The sequence below is a fragment of the Streptomyces sp. NPDC002088 genome (genome assembly GCF_040296605.1).
GTDB lineage: Bacteria > Actinomycetota > Actinomycetes > Streptomycetales > Streptomycetaceae > Streptomyces.
Genome location: NZ_JBEOXO010000007.1, coordinates 257,044 through 275,503 on the forward strand (window position 1 = coordinate 257,044; position 18,460 = coordinate 275,503).

An 18,460-nucleotide genomic window follows, 5' to 3' on the forward strand; every position below is an offset into this window, starting at 1 on the left:
CGAGGGTTCTGCGGACGTTCGTATGAACGTTCCGACAAGCTGTCGGCAAGATATTGCGCCAGGTGCTCCGGGCGTGGTCACATGGTACCCGGTTCGTAGTTAGGTGTACCTAACTACGTCTGCCCCCGGCCCTCAGGAGGCGTCCATGCCGGCTTCGGAACCCCAGGTGCAGCCCATGCAGCGCGGGCTGTCCATGCGCGAGCTGCTGGCGTCGTGTGCGGCGGCGGACGCGATCTCCACGCCGCCGCGCGAGCCGGACGAGCTGGTCGAGGACCACCGCGAGGCCGCATAGATCTCCAGCGGATCCGGCGGCGGATCCAAGCAGCCTTGACGACTGCGCGACCAGCCCCCACCGGCCCGCGGGTTCGTCACCGCGCTTCCAGCGGTGGGCTCAGCGGATGACGACGATCTTCTGGCCGATCGTCGCGAACACCCACATCGCGTCGCCGTCCCTGCGGGACTCCCGGATGCCGCCCGTCTTCACGGTCGAGTCGGGGGTCGTCGTCGTGCCGTTCACCGCCGCGCTGAAGCCGATGACCACGCCGCCCACGCTGGTGAAGCGGACGACGTGCTCGATGGGGGTGCCGTCGGTGCCGGTGACGGCTTTCGAGCGGGAGGTGACGGCGTAGGTGCCCGGTAGCGGGTCGACGCTGCCCGGCGTGACCTTGAAGGTGCGCTCGACCCTGCCGGTCGCGCTGACCAGCCACACCCGGTCGTCGTCCACCGAGTACACGACACGTTCACCCGTACCGGAGCTCCCGGGCAGGGCGGTGGGGTTCTTCTTGTCCCGGGGCGCCTTCGCGGCCGCCGTGGCGGACGTGTTCGCGCGGGACTTGCCGACAAGGGCCGCCGGGATGTTCGCCGAGGCCTGGTAGGTGAGGAAGCCGACCGTCACCACGGCCGCCGCGGTGAGCCCGGCCACGAATCCCGCGCTGCTGCTTGCCACCGCTGCCACCTCTGCATCTGTACTACGCGCCGTACCTCGTGCCTGCCGGCGACGTTAGCAGCCGCGACCTGCCCGACCGGGGCGACCGCGCGCCCGCCGCCAGGCCATTCCCCCGCCGGGCCCTGTCGGCCCGCCCCGAGGTTCCGAGCTGACGGCCGCGGGTCCGGCACCGCCCTCCGGAGCCGTAGGCTGTTTGCGTGCTCTTGCTCGCTCTGGATACCGCCACCCCCGCCGTCACCGTCGCGCTGCACGACGGTACGGACGTCATCGCCTCGTCGAGCCAGGTGGACGCCCGCCGGCACGGTGAGCTGCTGCTGCCGGCCGTCGACCGTGTGCTCGCCGAGGCCGGGCTGAAGCTCGACTCCGTCACGGCGGTCGTCGTCGGCACCGGGCCCGGCCCGTACACCGGGCTGCGCGTGGGCCTGATGACCGCCGACACCTTCGGGCTCGCGCTCGGCGTGCCGGTGTACGGCCTGTGCACGCTGGACGGCCTCGCCTACGCCGCCGACATCGAGAAGGGCCCCTTCGTCGTGGCGACCGACGCCCGCCGCAAGGAGGTCTACTGGGCGACGTACGCCGACTCCCGCACCCGGCTGACCGGACCCGCCGTCGACCGGCCCGCCGACATCGCCGACCAGGTGGCCGGACTCCCGGCCGTCGGTGCGGGCGCGCTGCTCTACCCGGACACGTTCCCGGTCGCCCACGAGCCCGAGTACGTCTCCGCCGCCGCTCTCGCCGCCCTGGCCGCCGAAAAGCTGGCGGCCGGCGAGGAACTGCAGGCGCCCCGGCCGCTGTACCTGCGCCGTCCCGACGCGCAGGTGCCCAAGAACTACAAGGTGGTCACCCCGAAGTGACCGGACCCGTGACTCCTGGCCTGCGCGAGATGCGCTGGTGGGACATCGACCCCGTGCTGGAGCTCGAGAAGGACCTCTTTCCCGAGGACGCCTGGTCGCGGGGCATGTTCTGGTCCGAGCTGGCCCATGCGCGGGGCCCCGAGGCGACCCGGCGGTACGTCGTGGCCGAGGCCGGCGACCGCATCGTCGGCTACGCGGGCCTGGCCGCCTCCGGCGACCTCGCCGACGTCCAGACCATAGCCGTCGCCCGCGACCACCAGGGCACCGGACTGGGCGGACGCCTGCTGACCGACCTGCTGCGGGCCGCGACCGCCTTCGAGTGCGCCGAGGTCATGCTCGAGTGCCGGGTCGACAACGTCAGCGCCCAGAAGCTCTACGAGCGCTTCGGCTTCGAGCCCATCGGTTTCCGACGCGGCTACTACCAGCCGGGCAACGTCGACGCCCTGGTGATGCGTCTGACCGACCCCTCCACCTCCGTACAAGGAACCCGAGGAACCGAGATCAATGGCTGACGAACCCCTGGTCCTGGGGATCGAGACCTCCTGCGACGAGACCGGTGTCGGCATCGTGCGCGGCACCACCCTGCTGGCGGACGCCATCGCGTCCAGCGTCGACGAGCACGCCCGGTTCGGCGGGGTCGTGCCGGAGGTGGCGTCCCGGGCGCATCTGGAGGCGATGGTGCCCACCATCGACCGCGCGCTGAAGGAGGCGGGGGTGAGCGCGAGGGACCTGGACGGTATCGCGGTCACCGCCGGTCCCGGCCTGGCGGGCGCCCTGCTGGTCGGCGTCTCGGCGGCGAAGGCGTACGCCTACGCGCTCGGCAAGCCGCTCTACGGCGTCAACCACCTCGCCTCCCACATCTGCGTCGACCAGCTGGAGCACGGCGCGCTGCCGGAGCCGACGATGGCCCTGCTGGTCTCCGGCGGCCACTCGTCCCTGCTGCTCTCCACCGACATCACCTCCGACGTCCGCCCCATGGGCGCGACCATCGACGACGCGGCGGGCGAGGCCTTCGACAAGATCGCCCGCGTCCTGAACCTCGGTTTCCCCGGCGGCCCGGTCATCGACCGGTACGCGAAGGAGGGCGACCCGGCCGCGATCGCCTTCCCGCGCGGTCTGACCGGGCCGCGCGACCCGGCGTACGACTTCTCCTTCTCCGGGCTGAAGACGTCCGTGGCCCGCTGGATCGAGGCCAAGCGGGCGGCGGGGGAGGAGGTGCCGGTGCGTGACGTGGCGGCCTCCTTCCAGGAGGCGGTCGTGGACGTGCTGACCCGCAAGGCCGTACGGGCCTGCAAGGACGAGGGCGTCGACCACCTGATGATCGGCGGCGGCGTCGCCGCCAACTCCCGGCTGCGGGTGCTGGCCCAGGAGCGCTGCGAGGCGGCCGGCATCCGGCTGCGCGTGCCGCGGCCCAAGCTGTGCACCGACAACGGGGCGATGGTGGCCGCGCTCGGCGCGGAGATGGTCGCACGAGGCCGGTCCGCGTCCAGCTGGGACCTCTCGGCGGACTCCTCGCTGCCGGTGACGGACCCTCATGTCCCGGGGCACGACCATGTGCACGAGATCGGCGAGGAGAACCTCTACTCATGACGGTCGCCGTGATGTGGGAGGCCCGCGCCGCCGACGGGCGAGGGGTGGAGCTGCTGGCCTGGGCCCGGGCGCAGGAGCTTCCCCTGCGTCCGGTGCGCCGAGAGACCTTCCGTGCGCCCGGCGACCGGGTCCTCGTGATCACCTGGTGGGACGCGCCCTACGACGCCGAGCTGCCCGAACTGCCGGAGCCGGCCGAGGAGCTGGTGACGCGGGCGGTGCACCGGTGGCGGTTCGAGTCGGTGGACGCCGAGCCTGCGTGACGGTTCACCCATCCCGGCTCACCGAGTGTGGGCCGGGGCGTCCCCGCACACCCCGGCCCACACTCGCCCCCGCCGCCCGGCCACCTGCCTCACACGTCAGCTGACCTCACACCGCAGTAGCCGGTCGGGACCCAGCACCCGTACCGGACCCGTGACCGTCAGCCGAGCCGTATGCCGTGCCTCCGCGCTGGACACGCCCAACCGCAGTTCCAGCGCGCCGGGTTCGACCACCCGACGCCCCTTCCGGTCGGTGAAGGCGGACAGGTCCGCGTGGAAGTGGAACGTCACGCGTCGCGCCTCACCCGGCGCCAGCTCCAGCCGCTGGTAACCGACCAGGCGGACATCGGGGCGCGTCACGGACGCCACCGGGTCGTGCAGGTACAGCTGCACGACCTCCGCGCCCTCGCGGTCACCCGTGTTGCGGACGGTCACCGAGACGTCGTACGAGCCGTCCGTGCCGATCTCCGCGGCGGGACCCTCGAAGTCCTCCCACGCGAACTCCGTGTACGACCTCCCGTGTCCGAAGGGGTACAGCGGGGTCGGATCCAGGCTGCTGACCTCGTCCGCCAGCCCCAGTGGCGGCTGGAGGTAGGTCCACGGCTGCCCCCCCGGCACGCGCGGCACGCTCACCGGCAGGCGGCCCGACGGGTTCACCCGGCCCGAGAGGACTCCCGCGACCGCCGGGCCGCCCTCCTCGCCCGGGAAGAACGCCTGGACCGTCGCGCCCAGCCTGCCGTGCCAGCGGCCGAGCGCGTACGGGCGGCCGGTGAGCAGGACCAGGACCACCGGCACCCCTGTCGCCACCAGCCGGTCCAGCAAGTTGCCCTGTATGCCCGGGAGTTGCAGGTCCGCCACGTCGCAGCCCTCGCCCGACGTGCCACGGCCGAACAGGCCGGCCCGGTCGCCCAGGACCGCCACGCACACGTCCGCCTCCGACGCCCGTGTGACCGCCTCCTCGAAGCCGGAGTCGTCCGGATCCGAGACGCCGCAGCCCTCCGCGAACGTCACCTTCGCGTCCGGGAGTTCGGCGCGGAGGGCCTCCAGGACCGTGGGGATCTCGATCCCCATCGGCACCTCCGGATGGTGCGTGAGGACGTGCGACGGGAACGAGTAGCAGCCCAGCATCGCCAGCGCGTCCGCCGCCCTCGGGCCGACGACCGCGATGCGCGCGTCGGGGGCCAGCGGGAGGATGCCGTCGGGGTTGTCCAGCAGGACCACCGACTCCTCGGCGAGGCGGCGGGCCAGGGCGCGGTTCTCCGCCGAGTCCAGGTCGATCGACTCCGCCGGCTCCGGGTTCCAGTCCTCGTCCAGGAGGCCCAGTTCGCACTTCTGGAGCAGGACGCGGCGGGCCGCCCGGTCCACCAGATCCGCCGGGACCGTACCCGCCCGTACCGCCGCGACTAGGTCCTGCCCGTAGCACTTCAGCGTCGGCAGTTCGACGTCGATGCCGGCCGCGAGGGCCAGGTGGGCCGCCTCGGTGGGCGTACCGGCGACCTTGTGCAGGGTCTCCAGGAAGCCGATGCCGAAGTAGTCGGCGACCACCGTTCCCGTGAAGTCCCATTCCTCCCGCAGGAGTTCGGTCAGCAGCCAGGGGTCGGCCGACGCCGGTACGCCGTCCGTCTCGTTGTACGCCGCCATCACCGAGCGTGCTCCGCCCTCGCGCAGCGCCATCTCGAAGGGGGGCAGGGTGATGTCGGCGAACTCGCGGACGCCGGCCCGTACGGGTGCCAGATTGCGGGCGCCCGCCGAGGACGCGTACCCGGCGAAATGCTTGAGCGTGGCGACGATCCCGGCCGACTCCAGGCCGCGCACATAGGCGCTGCCGACCGTGCCGACCAGATACGGGTCCTCGCCGATCGTCTCCTCGACCCGGCCCCAGCGGGGGTCGCGGACCACGTCCAGGACCGGGGCCAGCCCTTGGTGCACACCCGCCGAGCGCAGGTCGCGGCCGATGTGCCGGGCCATCTCCTCGACCAGCGGCGGGTCGAAGCTCGCGCCCCAGGCCAGCGGCACGGGGTACGCGGTGGCGCGCCAGGCCGTGAAGCCGGCGAGGCACTCCTCGTGGGCGACGGCCGGGATGCCGAAGCGGCCCGCCGCGGCGATACGGCGCTGGGCACGGGCCAGGGCCCGGGCGCCGAGGTCCGGGTCGACGGGGGCCGTGCCGAAGGAACGGGTGAGCTGGCCCAGGCCGAGGCCGATCAGCTCGTCCCAGTCGTAGTCGGCGGTCATGTCGTGCTGGTGGGGTGCGACCCCGTCGCCGTCCGTGGCGGCACCCACCCACACGCCGTAGAGCTGGGCTGTCTTCTCCTCCAGGGTCATCCGGGCGAGGAGGTCGTCGACGCGGGCGGCCGCGGGGAGAGCGGGGTCACGCCAGGGGGCGGTGGTCATGAAGCTCCACTCGGTTAGGAGGCCGATCGAATGTTTCGAGAAGTAATCCGAATGTTCCGGGAACCTATGGTGCGGCAGGGGGTTCGTCAAGAGGTCGCGCAGGGATACGATCGCCGCCATGACAGCCCCGGAGCCCGCTGAAACCCACACGACAGGGCGGTCCACCCAGACCGCGACCCTCGCCGAGATCGCCCGCGAGGCCGGCGTGTCGGCGCCGACTGTTTCGAAGGTCCTCAACGGCCGCGCCGATGTCGCCCCGGCCACCCGGACCCGCGTGGAAGAGCTGCTGCGCGCCTACGGCTACCGGCGCCGCCGGGCCGAGGCCAGCCGCTCGCCCCTGATCGACCTGGTCTTCCACGAGTTGGAGAGCGCCTGGGCGATGGAGGTCATCCGGGGCGTGGAGAACGTGGCCCGGGACGCCGGGCTGAGCGTCGTGCTGAGCGAGAGCGCGGGGCGGCTCACCCCGGGGCGGACCTGGGCCGACCAGGTCGCCGCCCGCCGTCCGCACGGCGTGATCCTCGTCCTGTCCGGTCTCGACGAATCCCAGCGCGCGCTGCTGACCAGCCGGTCCATCCCGTTCGTGGTGATGGACCCGGCCGGCGACCCGGGCGCCGACGTGCCGTCCATCGGCGCCACCAACTGGCAGGGCGGCCTCGCCGCCACCCGGCACCTGGTCGACCTCGGCCACACCCGCATCGGCGCCATCAGCGGACCGGCGACCATGATGTGCAGCCGCGCCCGGGTGGACGGGTACCGGGCCGCCCTGGAGACGGCCGGGCTGCCCGTCGACCCGGGACTGATCAAGACCGGGGACTTCCACCACGAGGCCGGCTACCGCCTCGGCCGCGAACTGCTGAGCCTGCCGGACCGGCCCACCGCCGTCTTCGCCGGCAACGACCTCCAGGCGCTCGGACTCTACGAGGCCGCCCGCGAGCTGGGGCTGCGCATCCCCGACGACCTGAGCGTGGTCGGCTTCGACGACCTGCCGGTGGCGCGCTGGGTGGGGCCGCCGCTGACGACCGTACGGCAGCCGCTGATGGAGATGGCGGAGGCGGCGGCCCGGCTGGTGCTGGAGCTGGCGCGCGGGGAGGGGGCGCCGGTGGCGACCCGGGTGGAGCTGGCCACCAGTCTGGTGGTGCGGTCGAGTACCGGGGCGCCTGTGGCCGGAAGTTGACGTATTGACGGGTGGGGCCGGCGCCTCCACACTCCTCCGAAGTCAATCGGTTGAACGACCGAAACTTTCGGAGGCACCCGCAATGAGCCCCTCCAGATCATCATCCGTCAGATCGACATCCTTACGAGCTCGCCTTGCCGCCGTGCTCACCGGCGTCACCGCCGTCGGCGCCCTGCTCGCCGCCGGTATGACGTCCGCGCACGCCGCCGACACGCCCCTGCGCGACCTCGCGGCCGCCAAGGGCAAGATCATCGGTACGGCGGTCACCGGCTCCAAGCTCACCGGCACCTACGGCGACATCGCCGGGGCGCAGTTCAGCTCGCTGACCCCGGGCAACGCCATGAAGTGGGGGTCGGTCGAGCCGACTCAGGGCACCTTCAACTGGACGGAGGCCGACCAGATCGTCGCCTTCGCACAGGCCCACAACCAGCAGGTGCGCGGCCACACCCTGGTCTGGCACAGCCAGAACCCGAGCTGGCTGACCAACGGCAGCTGGACGTCCGCCCAGCTCAGCAGCCTGCTCCAGAACCACATCAGTACCGAGGTCGGCCGCTACCAGGGCAAGATCGCCGCATGGGACGTGGTCAACGAGCCCTTCAACGAGGACGGCACCTACCGCTCGACCCTCTGGTACAACGGCCTCGGCGCCGACTACATCGCCAACGCCCTGACCTGGGCGCGTGCCGCCGACCCGGCCGCCAAGCTCTACATCAACGACTACAACGTCGAGGGCGTCAACGCCAAGAGCACCGCCCTGTACAACCTGGTCAAGTCCCTGAAGGAGCGCGGCGTCCCGATCGACGGCGTCGGCCTCCAGGCCCACCTGATCCTCGGTCAGGTGCCGTCCACGCTCCAGCAGAACATCCAGCGCTTCGCCGACCTCGGCGTCGACGTGGCGATCACCGAGCTGGACATACGGATGGCGCTGCCGGCCGACAGCACGAAACTGGCCCAGCAGGCCGCCGACTACAAGTCGGTCACCGCGGCCTGCGTGGCCGTGACGCGCTGCGTCAACCTCACCGTCTGGGGCTTCACCGACTCCGACTCATGGGTCCCGGGCACTTTCTCGGGTTACGGGGCGGCGACCCCGTACGACGAGAACTACGCGCCGAAACCGGCGTACTACGGCATCGCGGAGGCGCTCGGCGGGACGACGTCGACCACGCCGCCGCCCACCACCGGCGGCTGCACGGCGACGTACAGCGTGGTGAGCCAGTGGGACGCGGGTTTCACGGGCCAGGTGAAGATCGCCTGCTCCGGCGCCTCGCTCTCCTCGTGGAAGGTGGGCTGGACGTTCGGCGCGGGCCAGCAGATCAGCCAGGCCTGGAACGCGACCTGCACGCAGTCGGGCGCGGCCGTGTCCTGCGTGAACGCCTCCTACAACGGGGCGGTCGCGGACGGCGGTTCGGTGACGCTCGGGTTCAACGCGTCGTGGAGCGGGAGCAATCCGGTGCCTACCGTGACGCTGGGCTGAGAAACGTGAGTTTTTCCGAAGAATGGCAACCTGAACACCGCCGTTGTAATAATTCGGACTTACGTTCCTCTCCGTGATCGGAGACGACAAGAACCAGAACGGGGACGCAGGCAGAAGCAGAGGCCGGCGGTCGACCATTCTCAAGGCCGCCGGCCTCACCCTCGCGGGCGCCCTGGTGCTGGGCGCCGCGACGGCGGGCTGGGCCTACTGGCATCTGAGCAGCAACATCAAGAGCGTTGACATCAACAGCGCGCTCGGCGACGACCGCCCGGCCAAGTCGGTGACCACACCGACACCCACCGGATCGGCGTCCCCGTCGGCCGCCGCCTCCCCACTGCCGACCGAGGCCCTGAACATCCTGGTCCTGGGCTCCGACTCGCGCAGTGGCGAGGAGAACCAGAAGCTCGGCGGCGGCAGCAGTTCCGGCGCCCGCTCCGACACGGCGATGGTCGTGCACATCGACGCGGGCCGCACGACGGCCACCGTGGTCAGCATCCCGCGCGACACGCTCGTCACGCGTCCGTCCTGCCCGCTGTCGTCCGGGGGGTCGACGGCGGTGGCGTACGGCGCGATGTTCAACAGCGCCTACTCGGTGGGTGGTCCGGTCTGCGCGGTGAAGACCGTCGAGTCGATCACGGACGTCCGGATGGACCACTACATCGAGATCGACTTCTCGGGCTTCGCGAAGCTCGTGAAGGCCCTCGGCGGAGTCACCGTCACCACGGACGAGGACATCGACGACGACCACAGCCACCTGCACCTGAAGGCGGGCACCCACCACCTGAACGGCAAGCAGGCCCTCGCCCTGGCCCGCACCCGGCACGGCATAGGCGACGGCAGCGACCTCGGCCGCATAGGCCTCCAGCAGAAGCTGGTGAAGGCCCTGCTCGAACAGATCGCCTCGACCGACCTGCTGACCGACCCCACCAAGCTCTACGAGGTGGCCGACGCGATCACCGGCAGCCTCACCACCGACACCGGCCTCGACTCGCTGGGCGAACTCAGGAACCTGGGCGCGAGCCTGAAGGGCCTGACGTCCGACAACGTCAAGACGGTGATGATGCCGGTGGTGACCGCCCCGTCGGACCCCAACCGGGTGGTGGCACAGGAACCGGCGGCGAGCAAGCTGTGGGCGTCGCTGCGCTGACCGTCCAGGCTCGGGCCCAGGGGAACCCGGCTGAAGAAAATTCTTCGAAGAATTCCGGCGACCGTGTCGATCCGCCCGTCTCCCGTTCGACGCACAGGTGAGAGGCGGGGAGAGGCCCCGCCCGGGAGACTCGTCACCGTACGGGTCGCTCACCGTCGTAAGGAGTCACCATGCCCCGCTATCTGTCGCTCGTGCAGATCGACGAGTCCGCCGCGCCCGCCGAGGGCCCCAGCCCCGAGCTGATGCAGCGGATGGGGGAGCTGATCGAGGAGGTCACCAAGGCCGGCGTCATGCTCGACACGGCCGGACTGACCCCGTCCGCGCAGGGCACCCGGGTGCGCTGGGAGGGCGGAAAGATCTCCGTCACCGACGGGCCGTTCACCGAGGCCAAGGAGGTCGTCGGCGGCTACGCCATCATGCAGTGCAAGGACCTGGCCGAGGCCATCGAATGGACCAAGCGGTTCCTGAAGGTCCACGAGGACCACTGGACGGTGACCTGCGAGGTGCGGGAGATCGCCGAGGGCTGAGCGGGCTCCTTGGCCTGATGCCGCGAGGGGTGTTCGATGGGGGGTTGTGAGCGCGCAGCCCCCCGCCGACCCGCGCGGCGCCATCGAAACCGTCTTCCGCCTGGAGTCCCCCCGCGTCATCGCCGCCGTCGCCCGTGTCGTCCGTGACGTCGGCATCGCGGAGGAGCTGGCGCAGGACGCGCTGGTCGCGGCCCTGGAGCAGTGGCCGCGGGACGGGGTGCCCGACAACCCGGGCGCCTGGCTCGTCACCACCGCCCGCCGCCGCGCCGTCGACCTGGTCCGCCGCCGGGAGAACTACGCCCGCAAGCTCGCGGAGATCGGCCGCGACCTGGAGACCACGGTCCCACCGGAGGAACCCGCCGACCCGGACGACATCGACGACGACCTGCTCCGCCTCGTCTTCACCGCCTGTCACCTGGTGCTGTCCGCCGAGGCCCGTATCGCCCTCACCCTGCGTCTGCTCGGCGGCCTGACCACGGCCGAGATCGCCCGCGCCTTCCTCACGCCGGAGCCGACGATCGCCCAGCGCATCGTCCGCGCGAAACGCACGCTGGCCACGAAGAACGTGGCCTTCGAGGTGCCGTACGGCCAAGACCGCGAGGCCCGCCTCGCCTCGGTCCTCGACGTCATCTACCTGATCTTCAACGAGGGGTACGCGGCCACGGCCGGCGACGACTGGCTGCGCCCGGCACTGTGCGAGGACGCCCTGCGGCTCGCCCGGCAGCTCGCGGCGCTGATGCCCAAGGAGCCGGAGGTGCACGGCCTGGTGTCGCTGCTGGAGTTCCAGGCCTCCCGCACGGCCGCCCGCACCGGCCCCGACGGCGAGCCGATCCTCCTCAGAGACCAGAACCGCCGCCGCTGGAACCGCATGCTCATCGCCCGCGGCATCAACGCCCTCGCCTGCGCGGACACCACCTCCCCCAAGCTCTCGGCTTCGCTCGAGCAGGGGGGACCCCCATCCGGCGCCCCCGGCCCGTACGTCCTCCAGGCCGCGATCGCCGCCTGCCACGCACACGCGTACACCTACGAGGAGACCGACTGGCAGAGCATCGCCACGCTGTACGGCCTCCTCGCGGCCCGCGCCCCCTCTCCGGTCGTCGAACTCAACCGGGCGGTGGCCGTGTCGATGGCGGAGGGGCCGGACGCGGCCCTGCGGATCGTCGACGCGATCACCGCCGAACCCGCCCTGCGGGACTACCACTTGCTGCCGAGCGTGCGGGGCGACCTGCTGGCGCGGTTGGGGCGTACGGCGGAGGCGCGGGCGGAGTTCGAACGGGCGGCGGCGCTGGCACGCAACGAACGGGAGCGGGAGTTGCTGCTGCGGCGGGCGGCAGAGGTGTCCTAGGCGTTCTGGGCGCTCTTGGCGTCCTGCGCCGGGTGGCCGATCAGCATCGTCGGTGCGCCCGCGACGCGGGTGAGGAACACCGTCGCCGAGTTGGGCCCGTGCGGCTTGACCTTCCGTCGCAGCTCCTCCGGTTCCACCGCCGACCCGCGCTTCTTGACGGTCAGCACCCCGACCTCCCGCTCCCGCAGCAGTGCCTTCAGCTTCTTGACGCTGAAGTGGAGTTGGTCGGTGATCTCGTACGCCGAGGCGTACGCCGTCGGGCGCGGTTCGTCCGCCGTGACGTACGCGATGGTCTCGTCGACGAGTCCGCCGCCGACCTCCTCGGCGACCTCGGCGACCAGGTGGGCGCGGATGACGGCGCCGTCGGGCTCGTACAAGTAGCGGCCGACGGGACGGACTTCGGGGTTCGGCAGACCGCGGGAGAGCAGGGTGCGCGGGCCGGGCAGCAGGGTGGCGCGCACCGCGCCCGGGGCCGTACCGAACCACAGCACCGCCTCCTTCACGTCCCCGCCGTCCGAGATCCACTCGGCCTCGGCCTCGGCGGGGACCGCCTCGTGCGGAATGCCGGGCGCGACCTTCAGGGCGGCGTGCGGGGACTTCAGGGCCGTGTCCACCGCCCACGACAGCGGCGGCGAGTACGCCTCCGGATCGAAGATGCGGCCGCGACCGCCCCTGCGCGCAGGGTCCACGAAGACGGCGTCGTACGACGACGCGTCCACCTCCGTGACATCCGCCTCCCGCACCTCGATCAGACCGGCGAGCCCCAGCGCGTCGGCGTTCGCCCGCGCCACGGCCGCCGTCAGCGGGTCGCGGTCCACGGCGAGGACCCGGATGCCTGCGCGGGCGAGCGCGATCGCGTCGCCGCCGATGCCGCAGCACAGGTCGGCGACCGAGGTCACGCCGAGCTCCTTGAACCTTCGTGCCCGGTACGTGGCCACCGTCGCCCGGGTGGACTGCTCCACCCCGTTGGGCGTGAAGAACATCCGCTGCGCGTCCTCGGTCGCGAACTTCGCCGCCGCCCGCTGCCGTAGCCGCGCCTGGCCGATCGCTGCCGACACCAGTTCGGCGGGGTGCTCGCGGCGCAGCCGGGTGGCGACGGCGAGCTCGTCGGCAGGGGCGGTGTCGCGTACCTCGTCGAGGAGGTCGCGGCCTTCGGGCGTGAGGAGGGCGTCCAGGTCGTTCACCGGCTCATTGTGGGCCAGTCGGTGGACGGTGCGCCTCCGGTGGCGGTGTCGGGCCGGGGGCGGGGGCGTGGGCTGGGAGGATCCGGCAGCATGCGAGTAGTCGTACAAGATGACAAAAATGGCGCGTTTCGGGTCTCCCGGGTCCGTTGCGGCATTGCCGCGCTCGCCGTCGCTGTCGCCGTCGCCGCCATCGCTTCGGGCTGTGCGCAGGGTGGAGACGGGACGGGGGTCCGTCCGGCCCCGGGACAGCCGAATCCCCTTCACGCACCCCCGGCCCGCGCCCTCGACTCCTACGCCGGCAAGCTGCGCGCCGAGTACGCGGCCCGGGCCGCCGCGGCCAAGCGCTGGGGCCTGGCGAAGGTCCCGCTGACGCCCCCGCGGCCCCCGGCCAAGAAGCCGGAGATCACCGCGCGCGACGGCTTCGAGGTCAGTGGCCAGGAGGAGCTGAACCTGCCCCCGGTCTTCACCACGATCCCCACCAAGCAGAAGGTCGTCTTCCTCACCATCGACGACGGCTCCGAGAAGGACCCGGCGTTCCTGCGCATGATGAGCGACCTGAAGATCCCGTACACCGCTTTCCTCAGCGGCTACCTGATCAAGGACGACTACGGCTACTTCAAGAAGATGCAGGGCAGGGGAGTGGTCCTGAACAACCACACCCTCAACCACCCCTACCTGCCCGGCCTGTCGTACGAGGAGCAGAAGTACGAGATCTGCGGCATGCAGGACGTGATCGAGAGGCACTACGGCAAACGCCCGACCGTCTTCCGCCCGCCCTACGGCAACTACAACCAGGACACCCTGCGCGCCGCGAAGTCCTGCGGCATCAAGTACGCCCCGATCTGGGACGAGGAGGTCTTCGTCGACCACTGGGAGTATCGCGAGTGGGACCAGGGCCTGCACCCCGGAGACATCGTCCTCACCCACTTCCGGGGCCCGAACGACTGGGCGGGCACGATGCCCGACATGATCCGCCGGTTCCTGAAGAAGGTCACCGACGAGGGGTACGCGGTGGCCCGCCTGGAGGACTACCTGTGAGGCTGCGGGCGCTGACCGTGGGAGTGCTGGCGTCGGCCGTACTGCTGACCGGCTGCGCCCAGTCCGTCGACCCGATCGAGCGGCTGGGCAAGAAGGCGGCCCAGCGGGTACGGCCGCACGGCCCTGCCGGGCAGCAGGCGTACCGCCACTGGGGCCTCACGGCTCCACTGGCCCCGGCCCCGAAGCCGGCGGCCCGGCCGCTGGCGGATCCTGCGGATCCTGCCGTGCCCGCCGATCCTGCCGGGCCCGCCCGCCCCGCCCGTCCCGGGCCCCCACTCGTGATCGACCACGTCCCGACCCGCGACAAGGTCGTCTTCCTCACCTACGACGACGGCGCCGAACGCGACCCGCGGTTCGTCGACATGGTCCGTGAGCTGCGGCTTCCGGTCAGCATGTTCCTCACGGACAGCGTCGTCGGACCGGCGTACGGCCACTTCGCGCGGCTGCGGTCGGTCGGCGCGAGCCTCCAGAACCACACCCTCGACCATCCCTCCCTGCGCGGTCTGCCCTACGCCGCTCAGCGCGCGGAGATCTGCGGCCAGCAGGACAAGCTCCGGGCCCGTTTCGGCCTGCGCCCGCGTCTCTTCCGGCCGCCCTACGGCACGTACGACGCCACCACGCTGCGTGCAGCCGCCGACTGCGGTATCTCCGCGGTGGTGCTGTGGCGGGTGTCGATGGGCGCGGACGACCTGACGTACGCCAAGGGCTCCCACCGGCTCCTCCCCGGCGACATCGTGGCCGTCGGCCCGGACGAGACGACGACCCCGACGCTCAGGCAGCGCACGACCCGCCTGCTGCGCCGCATCCAGCAACAGGGCCTGACGGTGGGCCGCCTGGAGGACTACCTGTAGTCCAAGCGGCCACCCGCCCACCTGATTCGGCTGGCGGAGGTGCGCCTCGGGCTCCGCCCCAGACCGAGGGCTTGCCCACCCGCCCACCCGTCTCGGTTGGTCGAAAGTGGCCCCGCCCCAGACCCCGGCGGGGACTCCGTCCCCTGCACCCCTGGTGGGGCCTCTGTCTCCCCGGATCCCTGGCGGGGCCTCCGTCCCCTGCACCCCTGGTGGGGCCTCTGTCTCCCCGGATCCCTGGCGGGGACTCCGTCCCCTGCACCCCTGGTGGGGCCTCTGTTTCCCCGGATCCCTGGCGGGGACTCCATCCCCCCGCACCCGCGGCGCGGACTCCGTCCCCCGCACCCGCGGCGCGGACTCCGTCCCCCACACCCTGTGGCGCTCCGCCCCCGCCCCCTGCGGGGGCTCCGCCCCCGCCCCCTGCGGGACCCCCTCCCCCATACCCGGAAGTGGGCACTGGACTGGCCCCCAAGACCCCGCCGAAGCTCTCCCCCACCACGCAATCCAGCCCGTCCGGCGTTTGAGGACGAGGCCGTTCAGGCCGATGCGGGGTCTGGGGGCGTAGCCCCAGGGGTGGCGGTCACCCCAACCCAGGTGCACCCGAATTTCCGCGCCGCGCCGCAGGCAATTGGCACTCCGCTTGACCGAGTGCTAATCGCGGTCATAGTCTCGGCTCTGGCACTCACCCCTGGAGAGTGCCAACACGCGACGGGCAGGTCCGGCACCCGCGACGACGGATCGACCTGGTCGCCACCTCAGACAGTTAACCCCGTGAGATCTCCGAAGGGGGAGGTCGGATCGTGACGACCACCAGCTCCAAGGTTGCCATCAAGCCGCTCGAGGACCGCATCGTGGTCCAGCCGCTCGACGCCGAGCAGACCACGGCTTCTGGCCTGGTCATCCCGGACACCGCGAAGGAGAAGCCCCAGGAGGGCGTCGTCCTCGCCGTGGGCCCGGGCCGCTTCGAGAACGGCGAGCGTCTGCCGCTCGACGTCAAGACCGGCGACATCGTGCTGTACAGCAAGTACGGCGGCACCGAGGTGAAGTACAACGGCGAGGAGTACCTCGTCCTCTCGGCTCGCGACGTGCTCGCGATCATCGAGAAGTAGTTCACCCGCTTCACCTTTTTGAGCTGCGCCCCTGGCCCCCGCGACCATTAATCAACCGGGCGCCCGGGGCGCAGTTCGTTCATCTCCAGCTTTCCGAGAGGGCTACGCTCCCATGGCGAAGATCCTGAAGTTCGACGAGGACGCCCGTCGCGCCCTCGAGCGCGGCGTCAACAAGCTTGCCGACACGGTCAAGGTGACGATCGGCCCCAAGGGCCGCAACGTCGTCATCGACAAGAAGTTCGGCGCCCCGACCATCACCAACGACGGTGTCACCATCGCCCGCGAGGTCGAGATCGACGACCCGTTCGAGAACCTCGGCGCCCAGCTGGTGAAGGAGGTGGCGACCAAGACCAACGACGTGGCGGGTGACGGCACCACCACCGCCACCGTGCTCGCCCAGGCGCTGGTGCGCGAGGGCCTGAAGAACGTCGCCGCCGGCGCCTCCCCGGCCGCCCTGAAGAAGGGCATCGACGCCGCGGTCAAGGCCATCTCCGACGACCTCCTCGCCTCGGCCCGCCCGATCGACGAGAAGTCCGACATCGCCGCTGTCGCCGCGCTGTCCGCCCAGGACCAGCAGGTCGGCGAGCTCATCGCCGAGGCGATGGACAAGGTCGGCAAGGACGGTGTCATCACCGTCGAGGAGTCCAACACCTTCGGTCTGGAGCTGGACTTCACCGAGGGCATGGCCTTCGACAAGGGCTACCTGTCGCCGTACTTCGTGACGGACCAGGAGCGCATGGAGGCCGTCCTCGACGACCCGTACATCCTGATCAACCAGGGCAAGGTCTCCTCCATCCAGGACCTGCTGCCGCTGCTGGAGAAGGTCATCCAGACCAACTCCTCGAAGCCGCTGCTGATCATCGCCGAGGACGTCGAGGGCGAGGCCCTGTCGACCCTGGTCGTCAACAAGATCCGCGGCACCTTCAACGCCGTCGCCGTCAAGGCCCCCGGCTTCGGCGACCGCCGCAAGGCGATGCTGCAGGACCTGGCGATCCTCACCGGTGCCACGGTCATCTCCGAGGAGGTCGGCCTCAAGCTCGACCAGGTCGGTCTTGACGTGCTCGGCTCCGCCCGCCGCGTCACGGTCACCAAGGACGACACCACGGTCGTCGACGGCGCCGGCGACTCCGCGGACGTGGTGGGCCGCGTCGCCCAGATCAAGGCCGAGATCGAGAACACGGACTCCGACTGGGACCGCGAGAAGCTCCAGGAGCGCCTCGCGAAGCTGGCCGGCGGCGTGTGCGTGATCAAGGTCGGCGCCGCCACCGAGGTGGAGCTGAAGGAGAAGAAGCACCGTCTGGAGGACGCCATCTCCGCGACCCGCGCCGCGGTCGAGGAGGGCATCGTCTCCGGTGGTGGCTCCGCGCTGGTCCACGCCGCCAAGGTCCTCGAGGGCAACCTCGACAAGACCGGCGACGAGGCCACCGGTGTCGCCGTGGTCCGCCGCGCGGTCGTCGAGCCGCTGCGCTGGATCGCCGAGAACGCCGGCCTGGAGGGCTACGTCATCACCTCCAAGGTCGCCGAGCTCGACAAGGGCCAGGGCTTCAACGCCGCCACCGGCGAGTACGGCGACCTGGTCAAGGCCGGCGTCATCGACCCGGTGAAGGTCACCCGCTCCGCCCTGGAGAACGCGGCCTCCATCGCCTCCCTCCTCCTCACGACCGAGACCTTGGTCGTCGAGAAGAAGGAAGAGGAAGAGCCGGCCGCCGCGGGCCACGGCCACGGCCACTCCCACTGAGGCACGCGCCACCGCAACACCGGAAGAAGCCCCCGTTCCGAATACGGAACGGGGGCTTCTCCCCCTCGCGGGCGGCTTATCGCTATCGCTGTCGCTCTGTCAGAGCTCCAGCGAGTCCAGCACCCCGAGCTGCGCCATCAGCCCCAGCCTGTCGTACTGCCACCACCCCTCGACGATCTTCGCGTCCTCACCGCACCGGAAGATGGTCGCGCCGGTCATCGACACCTGCCTCCCGGTGGCCGGAATCCCCAGGAAGTCGCCGCGGTGCGTGCCTCGCCAGCTCCAGCGCGTGCAGACCCGGTCGCCCTGGGACATCTGGTCCTCCACGGTGAACGCGAAGTCGAACGCGCCCCGCCACATCTCGATCTCGCGCCGCATGTTGTCCAGCCCGAGAGTGTCCTGATCGTTGGCGGGATCGTGGTCGTGGTAGTTCTCCGCCAGCACGTCGTTCAGCGGCGGCAGTTCACCGCTGGTGGCCACCTGTTGGAAGAACCGGCGCGCGTTGTCCGCGTACAACTGCTCGTCCCGTACCACTTCGAGATCCGTGAACGTCGGCATCTCGTCGCAGAGGGCGACCATCTCCTGGAAGATCTTGTCGGTTTCGGGGAGATTCGAGTTCCGCATCGCATCCTCGTATGACGGGAACTCCACGATCTCGATGATGTGCGACGCGTCGGACCTGTCCCTGCCGAGCAGGTCGTGCGTCGCGGTCCGCTTCCCCTTGGTCTGTTCGACCCATGTGTCCATGAGCCGGTTCATCTCGTCGAATCGACTCGTCCTGCACTCGATGAGCTGTACGAACGTCATGACGCCGCCTCCGGCCCCCCTGGGTCCGGTT

General features: G+C 71.0%; 18 protein-coding genes. 14 read left to right on the forward strand and 4 right to left on the reverse strand.

Translation table 11 applies throughout. The annotated features are described in order from the left end of the window. Positions 1-145 precede the first annotated feature (145 nt). The gene (locus ABT114_RS17755) at positions 146-292 is read left to right on the forward strand and encodes a hypothetical protein (RefSeq protein WP_351143452.1); all 147 of its coding nucleotides are present in this window, start codon (positions 146-148) and stop codon (positions 290-292) included. Between the two features lie 99 nt (positions 293-391). Here the strand turns inward: ABT114_RS17755 and ABT114_RS17760 are convergent, their stop codons facing one another. Continuing rightward, positions 392-946: a hypothetical protein gene (locus ABT114_RS17760; RefSeq protein WP_351143454.1), complete on the reverse strand. Its 555-nt coding sequence runs from the start codon at positions 944-946 to the stop codon at positions 392-394. Positions 947-1,143: 197 nt separating this feature from the next. Here ABT114_RS17760 and tsaB point away from each other — a divergent pair, with 197 nt between their 5' ends. From tsaB to ABT114_RS17780, 4 genes are read left to right on the forward strand one after another with little or no spacing between them, the layout of a single operon-like run. Continuing rightward, positions 1,144-1,800, forward strand: a complete 657-nt coding sequence (gene tsaB / locus ABT114_RS17765; RefSeq protein ID WP_351143456.1) for a tRNA (adenosine(37)-N6)-threonylcarbamoyltransferase complex dimerization subunit type 1 TsaB — start codon at positions 1,144-1,146, stop codon at positions 1,798-1,800. Continuing rightward, on the forward strand, positions 1,797-2,312 hold the full coding sequence (gene rimI / locus ABT114_RS17770; RefSeq protein WP_351143458.1) for a ribosomal protein S18-alanine N-acetyltransferase: 516 nt from the start codon (positions 1,797-1,799) through the stop codon (positions 2,310-2,312). Before tsaB ends, rimI begins: the two co-directional genes overlap by 4 nt. Beyond that, positions 2,305-3,390 (forward strand): tRNA (adenosine(37)-N6)-threonylcarbamoyltransferase complex transferase subunit TsaD, encoded by a 1,086-nt coding sequence (gene tsaD, locus ABT114_RS17775; protein ID WP_351143460.1) that lies wholly within the window; start codon positions 2,305-2,307, stop codon positions 3,388-3,390. Before rimI ends, tsaD begins: the two co-directional genes overlap by 8 nt. Beyond that, positions 3,387-3,650: a hypothetical protein gene (locus tag ABT114_RS17780; protein WP_351143462.1), complete on the forward strand. Its 264-nt coding sequence runs from the start codon at positions 3,387-3,389 to the stop codon at positions 3,648-3,650. The genes tsaD and ABT114_RS17780 overlap by 4 nt, the downstream gene beginning before the upstream one ends. Positions 3,651-3,746: 96 nt before the next feature. On the opposite strand, the gene ABT114_RS17785 is transcribed toward ABT114_RS17780, so the two are convergent. Next, positions 3,747-6,038, reverse strand: coding sequence for a beta-xylosidase/alpha-l-arabinosidase (locus tag ABT114_RS17785; RefSeq protein WP_351143464.1), 2,292 nt, complete (start codon positions 6,036-6,038; stop codon positions 3,747-3,749). A gap of 118 nt (positions 6,039-6,156) precedes the next feature. On the opposite strand from ABT114_RS17785, the gene ABT114_RS17790 reads away from it, so the two are divergent. The 5 genes from ABT114_RS17790 to ABT114_RS17810 all read left to right on the forward strand — a co-directional run bounded on the left by ABT114_RS17790 (position 6,157) and on the right by ABT114_RS17810 (position 11,705). Further along, complete coding sequence (locus ABT114_RS17790; protein ID WP_351143466.1) at positions 6,157-7,212, forward strand: LacI family DNA-binding transcriptional regulator; 1,056 nt, start codon at positions 6,157-6,159, stop codon at positions 7,210-7,212. An 82-nt stretch (positions 7,213-7,294) separates the two neighbouring features. Further along, positions 7,295-8,686: a glycoside hydrolase family 10 protein gene (locus tag ABT114_RS17795; RefSeq protein ID WP_502988335.1), complete on the forward strand. Its 1,392-nt coding sequence runs from the start codon at positions 7,295-7,297 to the stop codon at positions 8,684-8,686. A gap of 76 nt (positions 8,687-8,762) precedes the next feature. Next, positions 8,763-9,833: an LCP family protein gene (locus ABT114_RS17800; protein WP_351143745.1), complete on the forward strand. Its 1,071-nt coding sequence runs from the start codon at positions 8,763-8,765 to the stop codon at positions 9,831-9,833. A gap of 170 nt (positions 9,834-10,003) precedes the next feature. Next, positions 10,004-10,360, forward strand: coding sequence for a YciI family protein (locus ABT114_RS17805; protein ID WP_351143468.1), 357 nt, complete (start codon positions 10,004-10,006; stop codon positions 10,358-10,360). Between the two features lie 46 nt (positions 10,361-10,406). Beyond that, positions 10,407-11,705, forward strand: coding sequence for an RNA polymerase sigma factor (locus ABT114_RS17810; RefSeq protein ID WP_351143470.1), 1,299 nt, complete (start codon positions 10,407-10,409; stop codon positions 11,703-11,705). Here ABT114_RS17810 and ABT114_RS17815 read toward each other — a convergent pair. Next, a complete protein-coding gene (locus ABT114_RS17815) occupies positions 11,702-12,889 on the reverse strand; it encodes a THUMP-like domain-containing protein (protein ID WP_351143472.1) in 1,188 nt (395 codons plus the stop codon). The two genes, ABT114_RS17810 and ABT114_RS17815, sit on opposite strands and share 4 nt — an antisense overlap. Before the next feature lie 90 nt (positions 12,890-12,979). Between ABT114_RS17815 and ABT114_RS17820 the strand changes: the two genes are divergently transcribed. The 4 genes from ABT114_RS17820 (at position 12,980) to groL (ending at position 17,622) form a co-directional block, all read left to right on the forward strand. Continuing rightward, positions 12,980-13,927 carry a polysaccharide deacetylase family protein gene (locus ABT114_RS17820; protein ID WP_351143474.1) on the forward strand — a complete coding sequence of 316 codons (948 nt, stop codon included), beginning with the start codon at positions 12,980-12,982 and terminating at the stop codon, positions 13,925-13,927. After that, positions 13,924-14,778: a polysaccharide deacetylase family protein gene (locus ABT114_RS17825; RefSeq protein WP_351143476.1), complete on the forward strand. Its 855-nt coding sequence runs from the start codon at positions 13,924-13,926 to the stop codon at positions 14,776-14,778. The genes ABT114_RS17820 and ABT114_RS17825 overlap by 4 nt, the downstream gene beginning before the upstream one ends. A 797-nt stretch (positions 14,779-15,575) precedes the next feature. Next, positions 15,576-15,884 (forward strand): co-chaperone GroES, encoded by a 309-nt coding sequence (gene groES, locus ABT114_RS17830; RefSeq protein ID WP_003998759.1) that lies wholly within the window; start codon positions 15,576-15,578, stop codon positions 15,882-15,884. 112 nt (positions 15,885-15,996) lie between these two features. After that, on the forward strand, positions 15,997-17,622 hold the full coding sequence (groL, locus tag ABT114_RS17835; RefSeq protein WP_351143479.1) for a chaperonin GroEL: 1,626 nt from the start codon (positions 15,997-15,999) through the stop codon (positions 17,620-17,622). 99 nt (positions 17,623-17,721) lie between these two features. Here the strand turns inward: groL and ABT114_RS17840 are convergent, their stop codons facing one another. Then, on the reverse strand, positions 17,722-18,429 hold the full coding sequence (locus ABT114_RS17840; RefSeq protein ID WP_351143481.1) for an ester cyclase: 708 nt from the start codon (positions 18,427-18,429) through the stop codon (positions 17,722-17,724). Positions 18,430-18,460 lie beyond the last annotated feature (31 nt).

Excerpts from the sequence above, each read along its gene's own strand:
- ABT114_RS17755 (WP_351143452.1), top strand. The coding sequence starts at position 146 with ATGCCGGCTTCGGAACCCCAGGTGCAGCCCATGCAGCGCGGGCTGTCC.
- ABT114_RS17785 (WP_351143464.1), bottom strand. The coding sequence starts at position 6,038 with ATGACCACCGCCCCCTGGCGTGACCCCGCTCTCCCCGCGGCCGCCCGC.
- ABT114_RS17790 (WP_351143466.1), top strand. The coding sequence starts at position 6,157 with ATGACAGCCCCGGAGCCCGCTGAAACCCACACGACAGGGCGGTCCACC.
- ABT114_RS17820 (WP_351143474.1), top strand. The coding sequence starts at position 12,980 with ATGCGAGTAGTCGTACAAGATGACAAAAATGGCGCGTTTCGGGTCTCC.
- ABT114_RS17805 (WP_351143468.1), top strand. The coding sequence starts at position 10,004 with ATGCCCCGCTATCTGTCGCTCGTGCAGATCGACGAGTCCGCCGCGCCC.
- ABT114_RS17840 (WP_351143481.1), bottom strand. The coding sequence starts at position 18,429 with ATGACGTTCGTACAGCTCATCGAGTGCAGGACGAGTCGATTCGACGAG.
- groL (WP_351143479.1), top strand. The coding sequence starts at position 15,997 with ATGGCGAAGATCCTGAAGTTCGACGAGGACGCCCGTCGCGCCCTCGAG.
- tsaD (WP_351143460.1), top strand. The coding sequence starts at position 2,305 with ATGGCTGACGAACCCCTGGTCCTGGGGATCGAGACCTCCTGCGACGAG.
- ABT114_RS17795 (WP_502988335.1), top strand. The coding sequence starts at position 7,295 with ATGAGCCCCTCCAGATCATCATCCGTCAGATCGACATCCTTACGAGCT.
- ABT114_RS17780 (WP_351143462.1), top strand. The coding sequence starts at position 3,387 with ATGACGGTCGCCGTGATGTGGGAGGCCCGCGCCGCCGACGGGCGAGGG.